The 14,515-nt window shown below is 68.2% G+C and carries 13 protein-coding genes; 8 read left to right on the forward strand and 5 right to left on the reverse strand.

Annotation, left to right across the window (positions count from 1 at the left end):
• Nucleotides 1-84: 84 nt before the first annotated feature.
• The 5 genes from TVD_RS11045 to ppa all read right to left on the reverse strand — a co-directional run bounded on the left by TVD_RS11045 (nucleotide 85) and on the right by ppa (nucleotide 5,725).
• Nucleotides 85-1,098: a septal ring lytic transglycosylase RlpA family protein gene (locus TVD_RS11045; protein WP_082119124.1), complete on the reverse strand. Its 1,014-nt coding sequence runs from the start codon at nucleotides 1,096-1,098 to the stop codon at nucleotides 85-87.
• Nucleotides 1,055-2,086: a lytic murein transglycosylase B gene (gene mltB / locus TVD_RS11050; protein ID WP_019567756.1), complete on the reverse strand. Its 1,032-nt coding sequence runs from the start codon at nucleotides 2,084-2,086 to the stop codon at nucleotides 1,055-1,057. Before mltB ends, TVD_RS11045 begins: the two co-directional genes overlap by 44 nt.
• The gene (gene rodA, locus TVD_RS11055) at nucleotides 2,083-3,201 is read right to left on the reverse strand and encodes a rod shape-determining protein RodA (RefSeq protein ID WP_018938396.1); all 1,119 of its coding nucleotides are present in this window, start codon (nucleotides 3,199-3,201) and stop codon (nucleotides 2,083-2,085) included. The genes mltB and rodA overlap by 4 nt, the downstream gene beginning before the upstream one ends.
• The gene (gene mrdA, locus TVD_RS11060) at nucleotides 3,198-5,075 is read right to left on the reverse strand and encodes a penicillin-binding protein 2 (protein ID WP_018144088.1); all 1,878 of its coding nucleotides are present in this window, start codon (nucleotides 5,073-5,075) and stop codon (nucleotides 3,198-3,200) included. Before mrdA ends, rodA begins: the two co-directional genes overlap by 4 nt.
• Nucleotides 5,076-5,188: 113 nt before the next feature.
• Nucleotides 5,189-5,725, reverse strand: coding sequence for an inorganic diphosphatase (gene ppa, locus TVD_RS11065; protein ID WP_018144089.1), 537 nt, complete (start codon nucleotides 5,723-5,725; stop codon nucleotides 5,189-5,191).
• A gap of 239 nt (nucleotides 5,726-5,964) precedes the next feature.
• Between ppa and TVD_RS11070 the strand changes: the two genes are divergently transcribed.
• From TVD_RS11070 to TVD_RS11105, 8 genes are read left to right on the forward strand one after another with little or no spacing between them, the layout of a single operon-like run.
• Nucleotides 5,965-6,606 carry an adenylate kinase gene (locus tag TVD_RS11070; RefSeq protein ID WP_018144090.1) on the forward strand — a complete coding sequence of 214 codons (642 nt, stop codon included), beginning with the start codon at nucleotides 5,965-5,967 and terminating at the stop codon, nucleotides 6,604-6,606.
• Nucleotides 6,607-6,613: 7 nt separating this feature from the next.
• Nucleotides 6,614-8,866 (forward strand): LPS-assembly protein LptD, encoded by a 2,253-nt coding sequence (locus tag TVD_RS11075; RefSeq protein ID WP_047251611.1) that lies wholly within the window; start codon nucleotides 6,614-6,616, stop codon nucleotides 8,864-8,866.
• Nucleotides 8,850-10,292: a peptidylprolyl isomerase gene (locus tag TVD_RS11080; RefSeq protein ID WP_018176128.1), complete on the forward strand. Its 1,443-nt coding sequence runs from the start codon at nucleotides 8,850-8,852 to the stop codon at nucleotides 10,290-10,292. The genes TVD_RS11075 and TVD_RS11080 overlap by 17 nt, the downstream gene beginning before the upstream one ends.
• Complete coding sequence (pdxA, locus tag TVD_RS11085) at nucleotides 10,258-11,316, forward strand: 4-hydroxythreonine-4-phosphate dehydrogenase PdxA (RefSeq protein ID WP_047251612.1); 1,059 nt, start codon at nucleotides 10,258-10,260, stop codon at nucleotides 11,314-11,316. Before TVD_RS11080 ends, pdxA begins: the two co-directional genes overlap by 35 nt.
• Nucleotides 11,313-12,116 carry a 16S rRNA (adenine(1518)-N(6)/adenine(1519)-N(6))-dimethyltransferase RsmA gene (gene rsmA, locus TVD_RS11090; RefSeq protein ID WP_018938391.1) on the forward strand — a complete coding sequence of 268 codons (804 nt, stop codon included), beginning with the start codon at nucleotides 11,313-11,315 and terminating at the stop codon, nucleotides 12,114-12,116. The genes pdxA and rsmA overlap by 4 nt, the downstream gene beginning before the upstream one ends.
• Nucleotides 12,117-12,150: 34 nt before the next feature.
• A complete protein-coding gene (locus tag TVD_RS11095; protein ID WP_047251613.1) occupies nucleotides 12,151-13,128 on the forward strand; it encodes a glucokinase in 978 nt (325 codons plus the stop codon).
• Between the two features lie 58 nt (nucleotides 13,129-13,186).
• Nucleotides 13,187-13,585, forward strand: a complete 399-nt coding sequence (apaG, locus tag TVD_RS11100; RefSeq protein WP_018144096.1) for a Co2+/Mg2+ efflux protein ApaG — start codon at nucleotides 13,187-13,189, stop codon at nucleotides 13,583-13,585.
• 9 nt (nucleotides 13,586-13,594) lie between these two features.
• The gene (locus tag TVD_RS11105) at nucleotides 13,595-14,428 is read left to right on the forward strand and encodes a symmetrical bis(5'-nucleosyl)-tetraphosphatase (protein ID WP_047251614.1); all 834 of its coding nucleotides are present in this window, start codon (nucleotides 13,595-13,597) and stop codon (nucleotides 14,426-14,428) included.
• The last annotated feature ends 87 nt before the right edge of the window (nucleotides 14,429-14,515 follow it).

Here is a 14,515-nt window from a genome sequence, read left to right on the forward strand (position 1 = left end):
ACAGGGAAGGACCTCCTTAAGGACCGGTCTACGATAGCAGAGTGGGGCCCGGGACGGGCCGGAAAAACAACAGCGGCAGAGCCTTTACTGGGCGTTCTCGACCACGCGGTAATCAACGTGCGCCGCACCCTGCAGGCGATCCGTGATCGCGCGGACCGCATCGCCATCCGCCAACGGGCCAATCCGCACGCGATGGAGGTCCGCACCGTCGTCCCGCCCCAGGGTGGAGATACGAACCGGGTCGAAACCCAGGGCGCGCAGATCTTCGCGCACCTGTTCCGCGGACTGGCGCTCGGAAAACGCCCCGACCTGGACAAAACGCCCGCCCCCGGCGCCCTCGCCGTTGGACCCGGCGGCGGGCATCCCGGAGTCTGCTGTCTCCGGTAGCGGTTCGGGGGCTCGCTCGCCCACCCGTTCCGGCGAGGTCACGGCAGCCACGTCGACGACGGGCCCCGCGGCCGGCGCAGCCGCAACTCGGTCGTCGGACTCGGTATCACCCGGCCCCACCGAGCGCACACGCACCCGAGCCACACCGGCATCGGTCATGTCGATGCGATGGGCCGCAGCGTAGGAAAGGTCGATGATGCGCCCATCCACAAATGGCCCGCGATCATTCACCCGCACCACCACCTGCTTGTTGTTCTCCAGGTTGGTGACTTCGACATAGCTTGGCAGCGGCAGAGACTTGTGTGCCGCCGTCATCGCATACATGTCATAGGGCTCGCCGCTGGACGTACGCCGGCCGTGGAATTTCGCGCCGTACCAGGAGGCAATGCCCTCTTCCTCGAAGCCGTCACTGGTCCGCAGGGTGCGATAACGCTGCCCGAACACCTCGTATTCCGACGGGTTGCCATAGCGACTGGGCGGCTCGTTGCGCGGCTCCGGTTCCGGGATCAGGGCGAGATCCTGCGGCACGTCGGCCGCATCGGGATAGCTGTCATAGGCGGCGTCACCCAGCGGGCGCGGGTCGCGCTCCGGGGTACCGGAACAGCCAGCCAGCGCCAGCAGGACAAACCCCAGCAGGAGCGCCCCGGGCGCAGGCCCGGAGGCCGGCCTAGTCGGCCAGTGCCTCGGCAAGTTGGTGCACGGCCATCGCATACAGCGGGCTCCGGTTGTAGCGGGTAATCACGTAGAAGTTCGGGTATCCCAGGTAGTACTCGTAACCGTCATCGCCCTCGAGACGAATGAAGGAATACTCGCCATCCTCGTCCACGGCCTCGTCGGGATAAATGCCGTGCTCGGCCAGTTCGTCGAGACCGAAGCGGGCCTGATAGTTACGGCTGATCAGGGCCTCGTGGGCATCCCCCTCGACCCGCGCCTTCGCCACCACCGGCTCGCCATGGTTCCAGTGGTGCTCGCGAAAGTAGTTGGCCACCGAGCCGATCGCGTCCGGCCAGGAGTTCAACAGGTCACGCTGACCGGAGCCGTCGAAGTCCACTGCGTAGTGGCGATAGCTGGACGAGATGAACTGACCGCGCCCCATGGCCCCGGCGTAGGATCCGCGCGTCTCGCGCGGATCCAGGCCTTCCTCGTCCACCAGGGTCAGGAATTCACCCAGCTCGCGGCGGAAGAAATCCGATCGCGGCGGGTAGTCGAAGCCCAGGGTCACCAGGGCATCGAACACGCGGAAGCCACCGGTGTTGCGGCCGTAGTAGGTCTCGACCCCGATAATGGAGGCGATGATCTTCGGCTCCACACCAAAGCGATCCTCGGCGCGCTTGAGCCAGCGGCCGTGTTCTTCCATGAAGTCGTGACCGCGCTCGATGCGCTGGTCGGTGATGAAGATCGGACGATAGTCCTTCCACGGCCGCGCCTCGGCCGGGCTGGAGATCAGGTCGAGGATGCGCTGCTGGGGGTCGGCGGCGGCAAACATCGCCTCCAGCGCCTCGCGGTCGCGGCCGGCCTCCACCTGTTCGTCGATGAACGCCTGCACCTCGTCGCGCTCGAGATACGGCGGATCGCCGGCACGGAATTCGCTTTCGGCCGCGACCGGGAGGGACACGGCCGCCAGGGACAGGACCAGCCCCGTCCGTAACAGGGTCGGGCGGACAATGCGGGCCCACACGGGGCGCAAGTTCAGGCTCATCGATTCACCAGGCGTTTCTGGGAGGCTATGCTCATGAGAATACCGAAGGCGACCATAAGGGTCACCAGCGAAGTACCCCCGTAACTGACGAGGGGCAGCGGCACGCCGACCACCGGCAACAGGCCGGTCACCATGCCGATATTGACCACCATGTAGACCGCAAAGGTCAGGCTGATACTCCCGCCCAGCAACCGGGCGTAGCGATCCTGTGCCAGCGCGGCGATCCAGAGCCCGCGCGCAACAATCGCAAAATACAGCAGCAGCAACAGCGCGACACCTATAAAGCCGAATTCCTCGGCGTAGACCGCAAAAATGAAGTCGGTGGAACGCTCGGGCAGAAACTCCAGTTGCGACTGGGTCCCGTTCAGCCAGCCCTTGCCATACAGCCCGCCGGACCCGATGGCGATCTTCGACTGGATGATGTGATAGCCGGCGCCCAGCGGATCGGACTCCGGGTTGAACAGCGTCAGCACCCGCTGGCGCTGATAATCCAGCATCTGCGACCACAGGATCGGGATGGCGGCGGCCGCCGTGAACCCTAGCCCAACGAACCAGCGCCAGCCCAGCCCCGCAAGAAAGATCACCAGGAACCCGGCGGCCCCGACCAGCATCGAGGTGCCCAGATCCGGTTGCTGCATGATCAGATAGACCGGCGCCAGGATCAGCGCCGCAGTCACCACCAGGTCTCGGAAGCGCGGACGACCATCCCGCTGGGACAGGTACCAGGCCACCATCATCGGCACCGCGAGCTTCATGATCTCCGAAGGCTGGAAGCGCATGAAGCCGAGATCCAGCCAGCGCTGCGCGCCCTTGCCAACATCCCCGACCCACATCACCGCCAGCAACAGCAGGACCCCTGCTACAAAGAGCCATGGCGAGATCGCTCGCAGGGCATGCATGGACACCTGGGCGACCAGCAGCATGGCGGCCACTCCCAGGCCGATCCGCATGACCTGTCGCTCCAGGGCGACCACGCTCTCGCCGGTGGCGCTGAACAGTACCGCCAGCCCCAGCAACAGCAGGATGGACAGCAGCACCAGCAGCACGCTGTCCAGGCGCAGGCTGCGCAGCGCCCACTGACTAACGGACATCTCGCGGCCGGTCACGCTGATCATTCGTCCTCCGGGACATCGATCGTCATGCCCGCCCCCTCCAGCAGATAGGCATCCATCACCTCGCGGGCCACCGGCGCCGCCACCCGGCCACCGGAACCGCCGTGCTCCACCAGCACCGCCACCGCGATGCGCGGATCCTCGGCCGGGGCATATCCGACGAACAGGGCATGGTCCCACAGGCGCCGTGCCAGTTCCTCCTCGTCGTATTCCTCGTCCTCGCCCAGGCTGAACACCTGCGAGGTACCGGTCTTGCCGGCGATGGTGTACTCCGGCCGGGTACTGCCGACGCTACCCCAGGCGGTGCCATGACGCGCGTTCACGGCCTCCACCAGCGAGCCATGGATGGCGTCCCAGTGTTTCTCGTCGACCGTTACCGGATCCCGCAGCATGGGCAAGCGATATTCGGGTTCGCCCACTCCGTTGTCCATGGCGCGCAGCAGGTGCGGCTGATAACGCTCGCCACGGGCCGCAAGGGCCGCAGTGAAGTCGGCCATCTGCAGGGGGGTCGACAGCATGTAGCCCTGGCCGATTGCGGTGATCAGGGTCTCGCCGGGAAACCACACCTGGTCATGCGTGGCCCGTTTCCAGTTGCGGCTGGGCAGGATGCCCGGGCGCTCCCCGGTGGAATCGATCCCGGTCCGCTGCCCGATCCCGAAGGCCCCCAGAATCGGGACCATGCGGTCGATCCCCATGGTGTGGGCCAGGTCGTAGAAATAGACGTCCGACGACACCGCGATGGCGCGCGACATGTCCACGCGACCATGCCCCTCGCGACGCCAGTCGCGATAGCGCCGCTCATGCCCCGGGAGCTGGAAATACCCGCGGGCGAACATCTCGCGCTCGGCGGTGGTCACCTCTTCGTCCAGGGCCGCCAGACCCACCAGCGGCTTGATCGTCGAACCCGGCGGGTACTGGCCACTCAGGGCGCGGTTGAACAGGGGCCGGCGATAGTCGTCACGCACCGCGGCAAAGTCGGCCTGCGAGATCCCGTGGACAAACGACTCGGGATCAAAACCGGGGGCGCTGACCAGCGCAAGCACCTCGCCATTATTCGGATCCACGGCCACGATGGCCCCGTCCCGCCCGGCCAACGCCCGATAGGCCGCCTGCTGCAGGTTGACGTCCAGGGTCAGGGTCAGGTCCGTGCCCGGTTGCGGCGGGGTCACCGAGAGTTCACGGATCACGCGCCCCTGGGCGTTCACCTCCACCTGGCGATAGCCCGGCCGCCCGTGCAGCAGATCCTCGTAGTAGCGCTCGACGCCGCTCTTTCCGATATGCGAAGTGCCGGCATAGGCACGCCCATCGACCCGCTGCAGATCCTGCTGGTTGATGCGCCCGACATAGCCGACCGCATGCGAGAACTTGGACCCCAGCGGATAGAACCGCAGCGGCCGCGCCTCGATCTCCACCCCGGGCAGCTCGTGGCGCGAAACCGCGATCCGCGCCACCGTCTCGTCGTCCAGGCCGGCCTTCAGCAACACCGGCTGGAACGGCCGCCGCTGACGCACCCCGCGCTGGAACCGCTCGACGTCCGCCTCGCTTAGCTCCACGTAACCGCGCAGGCGAGCGAGCAGGGAATCGAGATCGCCGGCCTGCTCGACCGTGACCTCCAGCTGATAGGAGGCGCGATTGCCCGCCAGAAGCACGCCATTGCGGTCGCGGATCACCCCTCGAGTGGGGGCAATCGGTTCCACCCGCAGGCGGTTGTTCTCCGAGAGTGTGGTGAAGTGCGTGTGCGCACCGACCTGCAGGCCCGAAAGCCGCCAGCCCAGTGCCAGCAGAATGACCGCCAGGATCACCAGCGCCAGCAGGATGCGCACGGCAAAGCGTTCGCGGTCCTGCTGTTCCTCGCCGTAGGCGTCGCGTTCGGCCATTTCAGGGGGTCACGGGGCCGTGACCGCCGCTGACCACCGCCCACGCAAAGACCGGACCGCCCCAGGGGGGCGGCCCGGCGCTGGCCTCGCGCTGCATGCTGCGGGTGGCGACGTCAGATCTTGCTCTTCTGGAAACGCTTGTAGCTGGCAACAATCTCCGCCTTGGCCGCCTCGGCGTCCGCCCAGCCCTCGACCTTGACCCACTTGCCCTTCTCCAGCTCCTTGTAGTGCTCGAAGAAATGCTTGATCGAGTCCAGCAGTTCCTGACCCACGTCCTCCGGTCCCTGATACTTTTCGTACTGCGGATGCAGTTTGGTCACCGGCACGGCCAGGATCTTGGCGTCCACACCCGCCTCGTCGGTCATCTGCAACACGCCGATCGGACGCGAACGCACCACCGAACCCGGCATCAGCGGCACCGGGGTGACCACCAGCACATCCACCGGATCGCCGTCTTCCGACAGGGTGTGCGGAACAAACCCGTAGTTGCACGGATAGAACATCGCGACCGTCATGAAGCGATCAACCATCAGGGCCCCGCTGTCCTTGTCGATCTCGTATTTGACGGGCTGCCCGTGGGCGGGGATCTCGATCACGACGTTGACGTCATTGGGGAGATCCTTGCCGGCTTCGATCTGGTTCATGTCCATGCTTGCTTCCCAAAAGTTGGTTTGGCTAGCCGGGCATTATACAGGGGACACGCACCTCAAGGGCACCCGGCCAGCGGCCCCAACGGTTGCGGGCAAGCACCTTCAGGCGGTATAAGACCGCGCTCGGGAAACGGTTTGCGTCTTCAGTGACCAGCCCCGTTTCGCCACCGCCATTCACCGTGCCGCCCCCGTTCCCGGCTAGTCCTGCGGTTCGGCGCGGCACCCGGCAGGAGTCAGCTATGCGTATCGTCCTGATGGGCGCCCCCGGTTCCGGCAAGGGCACCCAGGCCAAGAAGATGGTCGCCACCTTCGGCATCCCCCAGATCTCCACCGGCGACCTGCTGCGTGCCGCCGTCGCTGCCGAGACGGAACTCGGCAAGCAGGCCAAGAGCGCGATGGATGCCGGCCAGCTGGTCCCCGACGACCTGGTGCTGGGGCTGATCCGCGATCGCCTGCAGGAACCCGATGCGCAGAAGGGGTTCATCCTCGACGGCTTCCCGCGCAACGTCGCCCAGGCCGAGGCCCTGGATACCATGCTGGCCGACATCGAGTCGCCGCTCGACCGCGCGATCCAGATCGACGTCCCGTTCGAGGAACTCAAGCAGCGCCTGACCGGGCGTGTCTCCTGCGGCGACTGTGGCGCAGTGTTCAACACCCATACCTTCCCGCCACAAAAGGAAGGCGTGTGCGACCTGTGCGGCGGTGACTTGGTCCACCGCGCGGACGACAATGAAGAGACCGTGGTCAACCGCCTCAAGGTCTACGAGGAGCAGACCCAGCCGCTGATCGAGTACTACGACGGTCATGGCCTGCTCAAGCACATCAACGGCACCCGCGACATCGAGCTGATCTTCGACGAGATCCGCCAGCTGCTGTCCTGAATTCGGGATGAGCCGCCGGCCCGCCAGCTCCGCGCCTCGCCGTCACCCGATCGCGCGGCAGGTCGCGGTGAGCCTGGGCTTGGCGGCCGCCGGCCTGATCCCCGTAACCGTTCCCGCCGACGACCGCCCGTCGGGATGCGCGTTTGCCCCGGAGATCGAATGGCCCGAGCTGCGTACCCTCGAGGGCGGCCTGACCGAGATTGACGCCGATCACGTCCGCCGCGATGGCGAACGCATCTCGGCCACGGGCAACGTGCACCTGTTCGAGGCCGGGCGACGCCTGGATACCGACTTCCTCGAATACGACCGCGCCTCCGGCACTGCGCGCACCGAGGGCGACACCCGGCTGTTCGACGGCGACCTGCTGCTGCACACCGAAGGCGGCGAATATCGCCTGGACGCGGAGACCGGCGAGTTCCGCCGAATCGATTTCCTGGTGCAGTCCATCCCGGCCCGCGGTAGCGCCGAACGCGGCGTTCAGCATGCCCCGCACCTCCACGACTTCGAGGACGCCGAATACACCACCTGCCCGGTGGGCAACGACTCCTGGTGGCTGCGCACCGGCGACCTGGAGCTGGACCGCGAAAGCGGCGTCGGCGTGGCCCGCAACGCGACGATCCGTTTCAAGGGTGTGCCCATCACCTACACCCCGTACATCAACTTCCCGCTGGATGATCGCCGCAAGAGTGGCTTCCTGCTGCCCAGTGCGGGTACCGGCGGGCGCACCGGGTTCGATCTCGCGACGCCCTGGTACTGGAACATCGCGCCCAACTACGACGCGACCTTTACCCCGCGCATCATGGCCGACCGCGGGGTAATGCTGGGCACCGAGTTCCGCTATCTGCAGCCCCGGCACCATGGTGTGCTTGACGTCCGCTACCTGCCGGATGACCGCGAGACCGGCGAAGACCGCCACTTCGCCCAGTGGCGCCATCAGACCCGGATCACTTCCAATCTGAACCTGCGCCTCGATGCCGCGGATGTCTCCGACCGCGAATACTTCTTCGATTTCGGCAACTCGGACCGCTACGCCGGTTCCACCCCCTATCTGCGGCGCTCCGCCGACCTGACCTGGAACCAGCCGGCCTATCGCCTGCGCACCCGTATCGAGGACTACCAGATCGTCGACCCCGAGCTGAGTGCCGCCGGCGAGCCCTACCAGCGCCTGCCGCAGATCACGCTGGAGGCCGGGGAATACCTGGGCCACGGCCTGTCCTGGGACCTCGACACCGAACTGGTGCGCTTCGAGCGCAGTGAAGATCAGTCCGGGCGCCCGCTGGGCACCAGGATCGACCTGAACCCCGAGGTGCGCTGGCGCCATGACACCGGCGGCTTCTTCTTCGAACCCGCCTTCGGGGTCCGTCACACCCGCTACGAGCTGGACCGCCGCGGCCAGGACGACCGTCCGGAATCGATCAGCCGCACCGTGCCGCGCGCCTCCATCGACACCGGACTGATCTTCGAACGTCCGATCGCGGGCGGCCAGCGCCTGCAGACCCTGGAACCGCGCATCTTCTACGGCTACGTGCCCTACCGCGACCAGAATGACATCCCGATCTTCGATACCGGCGAGGCCGATTTCAGCTTCGATAACCTGTTCAGCCTGGACCGCTTCGTCGGCGCCGACCGGGTGGGCGACACCCATCAGGTCACCACGGCCCTGACCACCCGCATCTTCGACCAGCAGACCGGGCGCGAACGCCTGAGCCTGTCTGCCGGGCAGATCCACTATCTGGAAGACCGCGAGGTCCGGCGCAACCCCAACGCCCCGGTACTGGACGCCTCCACCTCCGACCTGGCACTGGAAGGCCGGGTCCGCATCGGCGATGCCTGGGACGGCCGCGGATCCATCCTCTACAACCAGGATGCCGGCGAGACCACCCTGGCGGCGGTCTCGGTCGGCTACAGCCCGCGCGAACGCGCCCGGATCAACGTGGGCTACCGCCAGCGCGAGGCCGGCGCCCGCTCCATCGACCAGACCGATATCTCCGTGATGTGGCCGGTCACCGAGCGCATCGACGCCATCGGGCGCTGGAACTACAGCCTGCAGGAGGAACGCGATCTCGAACTTCTGGCCGGGCTTCAGTATCGTAGTTGCTGCTATGGTATCCGCGTGGTCGCACGCCGCGCGTACTCCTTCGACGAGACCTACGACAACTCGATCTACTTCCAACTCACGCTGGACGGCCTGGCACGGTTCGATTCCGGCGTGGATTCGCTATTGCGCGAGGGTATTGCCGGATATGACGCACGTCCCTGAACAACGCCGCCGCGGCAAGGCCCGCGCCCTGCTGCCGCTGCTGGCCGCCCTGGTCTACGGCCTCGGCCTGCCGGCGATGGCCCAGACGACCGCGCCCGCGGCCGGCGACCTCTCGCAGGGCGCGGTCGAGGCCCCGGTCACCCCCGGGGCCGCCCGCGACAGCGGGGCCCCGGCCGCCCCCATCACCCCGGAGGGCGACCGCTTCACCGACCGCATCCTGGCCGTGGTGGGTGACGACGTGATCACCCAGCGCGAGCTGGTGGAACGCATGAACCTGATCGCCCAGCAGATGGTCGAGCGCGGCACCCGCCCGCCGGATCAGGACACCCTGGCGCGGCAGGTCATGGAGCGCCTGATCGTCGAGCGCGTGCAGCTGCAGGAAGCCGAGCGCGTCGGCATCAATATCGACGAGATGACCCTGAACCGCGCGATGGAAAACATCGCCCGCGAGAACCGCATGACCCTGCCGCAACTGCGCCAGGCCCTGATGCAGGACGGGGTGGACTTCAACGCCTTTCGCGAACAGATCCGCCACGAACTGACCGTGAACCAGCTGCAGCGCCGCCAGGTCGATCAGCGCATCCGCGTCTCCGACCCGGAGATCGCCGACCTGATCGCCTCCGAGAGCGGCGCGATCGACCGCGGCGTGCGCTATCGCATCGCGCAGATCATGGTCCCCCTGCCCCAGGGCGCGGATGCCAGCCAGATCGCCGAGGCACGCGAGAAGGCCGAAGCGCTGCGCCAGCGCGTGCGCGAGGGCGAGGACTTCGCCACCGTCGCGATCAGCGAGTCCCAAGGCCCTCAGGCCCTGGAAGGCGGCGACCTCGGCTGGCGCTCGGCCGGCGAGATCCCCGGCATGTTCGCCCGCGAAGCGGTGCTGATGCGCACAGGCGAGATCAGCGAGGTCCTGCGCTCGCCCGGCGGCTTCCACATCATGAAACTGCTGGACCGCGAGGGCGGCGACCAGACCCGCGTGCAGCAGACCCGCGTGCGCCATATCCTGATCAGCCCGGACCAGGTGCGCAGCGACGAGGACGCCCGCCGCCAGGCGCAGTCGCTGTACAACCGCATCCGCGAGGGGGCGAGCTTCGAGGACCTGGCACGCGCCAACTCGGACGACCCCGGCTCGGCCGCCCAGGGCGGCGCCCTCGGATGGGTCAGCCCGGGCGAACTGGTGCCCGGCTTCGAGGAGGCCATGGACGCCCTGGAACCGGGCGTCGTCAGCGAACCGGTGGAGAGCCAGTTCGGCTGGCACGTCATCGAGGTCCTGGAACGCCGCGAGGTCGACACCTCGCGCGAACAGATCCGGGCCCGTGCCCGCGAGATCCTGCAAAACCGCAAGCGCGAGGAAGAACTCGAATTGTGGCTGCGCCGCCTGCGGGACGAGGCCTATGTCGAATACCGGGTCGACGGCTTCGGCTCCTGATCCGCGCGGGGCCCACGCGGTCCCGCGCCTGGCCCTGACCGCCGGCGACCCCGCCGGCATCGGGCCCGATCTCCTGATCGCCATGGCCCGGCAGCATGGCCACGCGCAGCGCGTCGCCATCGCCGACCCGGACGTCCTCGAGGCGCGTGCCCGCGAACTCGGCGAGCCCCTGCGCCTGATTCACTTCGACCCGGAACGCCCGCGCGCGATCACCCCGGCCCACACCCTGGAGATCCTGCCCGTACCGGTGGCAACCCCGGTGGTCGCCGGCACCCTGGACCCGGCCAACGCCGAGCACGTGCTGGCGTTGCTGGCCACGGCCGCCGCCGGCTGCCTCGACGGCACCTTCGAGGCGATGGTCACCGGTCCGGTGCACAAGGGCGTAATCAACCGCGCCGGGATCGCCTTCAGTGGTCACACCGAGTGGCTGGCCGAGCGTGCCGGCGCGCCGATGCCGGTGATGCTGCTGGCCACCGAGGGCCTGCGGGTCGCGCTGGTCACCACCCACCTGCCACTGCGCGCGGTCCCCGACGCCATCAGCGCAGACCGCCTGGAGGCCGTGACCCGCGTCCTGCATCACGACCTGCAGCGCGACTTCGGTATCGCCGACCCGGTGATCGCCGTCTGCGGGCTGAACCCGCATGCCGGCGAGGATGGTGTCCTCGGACGCGAGGAGATCGAGATCATCACCCCCACCCTGGACCGCCTGCGGGAAGCCGGCATGCGTCTGCGCGGGCCACTCCCGGCCGACACCGCATTCACCCCGCGCGCCCTGCACGGCGTCGACGCCGTGCTCGCCATGTACCACGATCAAGGACTGCCGGTGCTCAAGCATGCCGGCTTCGGCAGCGCCATCAATGTCACCCTGGGCCTGCCCTTCATCCGCACCTCGGTGGACCACGGCACGGCACTGGATCTGGCCGGCACCGGGCGCGCCGAGGTCGGCAGCTTCCAGGCCGCCGAACGCCTGGCCGAAACCCTCGCGGCGCGAGCCGCCGCACGCCGGAGCACCCCCAGGGCATGACCCGAATCAAGACCTCGTCGCCGATCCGCAAGCGTTTCGGCCAGAACTTCCTCCACGATGCCGGCATCCTCGCGCGCATCGTCGCGGCGATCGCCCCGCAACCCGGCGATGCCGTGCTGGAGATCGGTCCTGGCCGTGGCGCCCTGACGGCCGCCCTGCTGGAGCGCCTGGAGCATCTGGTCGCGGTGGAGATCGACCGCGACCTGGCGGCCGGCCTGCGCGCCGGCTTCCCCCCAGAACGCCTGGACCTGCACGTGGGCGACGCCCTGCATATGCAGCTATCCGACCTCGGCGCGTTGCCCGAGCGGGGTTGGCGTGTGGTCGGCAATCTGCCCTATAACATCTCCACCCCGTTGATGTTCCACCTGCTGGATCAGGTCGGCGCCATCCGCGACATGCACTTCCTGCTGCAACGCGAGGTCGTGGAGCGCATGACTGCCGCCCCCGGCAGCAAGCGCTACGGGCGCCTGACGGTGATGCTGGCCGCCCGCGCCGAGGCGACCGCCCTGTTCACCGTGCCCCCCGGGGCCTTCCACCCCCCACCCAAGGTCTACTCCAGCGTCGTGCGCATCACGCCCCTGGCCGAACCGCGCGTCGCGCCGACGCTGTACCCAACCTTCGCGCGGGTGGTCAACCAGGCATTCTCCAGCCGCCGCAAGACCCTGCGCCGCGGTCTCTCCGGCCTGGCCGAGATCGCCGACCTCGAGGCCGCCGGCCTGGATCCGGGCGAGCGCCCGGAGAACATCGACATCACCGGCTTCGAAGCCCTGGCTCGACGCCTCCACCCCGCCACCCCCTGAACAGCCGGCGGCCGCGATCCGCTACCATGGGCCCATGGACCTGATCGTTGCCGATGTTGGCGGGACCAATACCCGCGTTGCCCGCGCCCACCGCGATGCGGACGGGTGGTCTTTGCACGAGGGCGAGCGCTACCGCAGCCGCGAACACCCCGACCTGGCCAGCATCCTCGAACGCTGGCGCACCGAGGTTGCGACAGTGGATACCTTTGCTGCGGCGGGTCTGGCGGTGGCCGGCCCCGTGCATCACGGCCGGGCGCGCGTCACGAACCTGCCCTGGCCAGCGCTGGACACCACCACGCTCGCGGATCACCTGGGGCTGCCCGTCACCCTGTTGAATGACTTTGCCGCCATCGGCGCGAGCCTCGACGCCCTGCAGCCACAGGACTACGAAACCCTGCAGGAAGGAACGCACGATCCCGCCGGCCTGCGCCTGGTCGCGGGCGCCGGTACCGGGCTCGGCACCTGTCTGGTGGGCCCGCCCGGCGCCGCCACCATCTTTCCCGGCGAGGGCGGCCACGCGCGCTTCTCGCCCAGCGGGGCGGAGGAGGCCGCACTGGGCGATTTCGTAGCCCGCGAACTGGGATACTGCACACGCGAGCATCTGCTCAGCGGTCGTGGAATCGCCCGCATCGGGCATTTCGAGCTCGACCGCCAGCCTGACCCGGAATTGGCGCAGGCCCTGGAGACCGCCGAACCCGCCGCGGCGATTGGCGAACTGGCGCTCGCCGGGCACCCCGCGGCTCAAGCCGTCATCGATCGCTTCGTCGGCATCTACGCCGGGCAACTAGCGGACATGGCCCTGACCGCACTCCCCACCGGGGGGGTCTTCCTGGCCGGTGGCATCGCCCCGCGCTGGCTCGAGGCATTCCGCGGACCACGCTTTCGTAGCACCTTCCGTAATCGCCCACCGATGACCCACTTGCTTGAGCAATTGCCCGTGGCCCTTATCATGCACCCCGAACCGGGCCTGCTCGGCGCTGCCGTTTACGCCAGCCGGTCCGTGAAACCCTGATGCCGGGCCTGCCCCGCGCACGGGCGTTTCCCGCTCACGAATCTGGAGCCGCAACCGCATGAACCAGCCCCAAGAGCACGACACCGAAGCCCACACCATCGAGATCGAGGTCTCCACTGCCTATGTGGAAGACCAGTCGGAACCCGATGACGACCGCTATGTCTTCGCCTATCACGTGGTGATCCGCAACGCGGGGGCGCTGACCGTGCAACTGCTCAACCGCCACTGGATCATCCGCGATGGCCGCGACCAGACGCAGGAGGTACGCGGCGAGGGCGTGATCGGGGAACAGCCCAGCATCGAGCCCGGTGACAGTTTCGAGTACACCAGTGGCACGGTGATCGAGACCCCGGTGGGCACCATGGAAGGCAGCTACGGCATGCGCGACGAACGCGGCAACACCTTCGACGCGCCAATCCCGCCGTTCACGCTATCCGTCCCGCGTACGCTGCACTAGGCCGGCCCGATGGCCCTCTACGCAGTCGGCGACCTCCAGGGCTGCCTGGCCCCGCTGGAACGCCTGCTGGAGCAGGTGCGCTTCGACCCGGCGGCCGACCATGTATGGCTGGTCGGCGACCTGGTCAACCGTGGCCCGGACTCGCTCGGCTGCCTGCGCCGGGTCCGGGCGCTGGGCGATGCCGCCACCACGGTACTGGGCAACCACGACCTGCACCTGCTGGCCACTGCGGAAGGCGTGCGCCCCCCCGGCGGCAAGGACACCCTGCGCCCGGTGCTGGACGCCCCGGACGCCGCCGACCTGCTGGACTGGCTGGCGCGGCGCCCGCTCCTGCATTCCGACGCGTCCAGCGGCTGGACCCTGGTGCATGCGGGCCTCCCGCCGGCCTGGGACCCGGGCACAGCGCAGACCGAGGCCCGGCGCGTGGAGGCCGATCTACGCGACCCCGCCCGCCGTCAGGCGCTGTTCGAGGTGATGTACGGCGATGAACCGACGCTGTGGAGCCCCGATCTCGACGGCTACGACCGCTCCCGCTACACCATCAACGCCTTCACCCGCATGCGCTACATCACCGCCGATGGGGCGCTGGAATTCGCCGGCAACGGCCCGCCGGAAGAGGCCCCATCCGGCCTCACCCCCTGGTTCCAGGTACCCGGCCGCGCGGCCGCCGGGCACCCGATCGTGTTCGGCCACTGGGCCGCCCTCGGACATCGCGTCGGGCCGGACTGGCTGGCCCTGGACAGCGGCTGCGTCTGGGGCAACCGCATGACCCTCGCCCGCCTCGACAACACCGACGGCGATCCCGCCCGCGTGACCACCTGGCAGACACCCTGCCCCACCTGACCCGGCCGCTACCGCGCAGCACCTTCCAGGCACCCGCCTACCATCCGGCCGCATATGCCATGTTGTGGCTGGCCATGGTTCATCGCT

It is taken from the genome of Thioalkalivibrio versutus (assembly GCF_001020955.1).
Classification (GTDB): Bacteria; Pseudomonadota; Gammaproteobacteria; order Ectothiorhodospirales; family Ectothiorhodospiraceae; genus Thioalkalivibrio; species Thioalkalivibrio versutus.

What these genes read in the sequence shown, in the direction of transcription:
- pdxA (WP_047251612.1), top strand. Translation starts at nt 10,258, where the DNA reads ATGTCGAATACCGGGTCGACGGCTTCGGCTCCTGATCCGCGCGGGGCC.
- apaG (WP_018144096.1), top strand. Translation starts at nt 13,187, where the DNA reads ATGAACCAGCCCCAAGAGCACGACACCGAAGCCCACACCATCGAGATC.
- ppa (WP_018144089.1), bottom strand. Translation starts at nt 5,725, where the DNA reads ATGGACATGAACCAGATCGAAGCCGGCAAGGATCTCCCCAATGACGTC.
- TVD_RS11075 (WP_047251611.1), top strand. Translation starts at nt 6,614, where the DNA reads ATGAGCCGCCGGCCCGCCAGCTCCGCGCCTCGCCGTCACCCGATCGCG.
- TVD_RS11105 (WP_047251614.1), top strand. Translation starts at nt 13,595, where the DNA reads ATGGCCCTCTACGCAGTCGGCGACCTCCAGGGCTGCCTGGCCCCGCTG.
- TVD_RS11080 (WP_018176128.1), top strand. Translation starts at nt 8,850, where the DNA reads ATGACGCACGTCCCTGAACAACGCCGCCGCGGCAAGGCCCGCGCCCTG.
- mltB (WP_019567756.1), bottom strand. Translation starts at nt 2,086, where the DNA reads ATGAGCCTGAACTTGCGCCCCGTGTGGGCCCGCATTGTCCGCCCGACC.
- TVD_RS11070 (WP_018144090.1), top strand. Translation starts at nt 5,965, where the DNA reads ATGCGTATCGTCCTGATGGGCGCCCCCGGTTCCGGCAAGGGCACCCAG.
- TVD_RS11095 (WP_047251613.1), top strand. Translation starts at nt 12,151, where the DNA reads ATGGACCTGATCGTTGCCGATGTTGGCGGGACCAATACCCGCGTTGCC.
- mrdA (WP_018144088.1), bottom strand. Translation starts at nt 5,075, where the DNA reads ATGGCCGAACGCGACGCCTACGGCGAGGAACAGCAGGACCGCGAACGC.
- rsmA (WP_018938391.1), top strand. Translation starts at nt 11,313, where the DNA reads ATGACCCGAATCAAGACCTCGTCGCCGATCCGCAAGCGTTTCGGCCAG.
- rodA (WP_018938396.1), bottom strand. Translation starts at nt 3,201, where the DNA reads ATGATCAGCGTGACCGGCCGCGAGATGTCCGTTAGTCAGTGGGCGCTG.
- TVD_RS11045 (WP_082119124.1), bottom strand. Translation starts at nt 1,098, where the DNA reads ATGCGATGGCCGTGCACCAACTTGCCGAGGCACTGGCCGACTAGGCCG.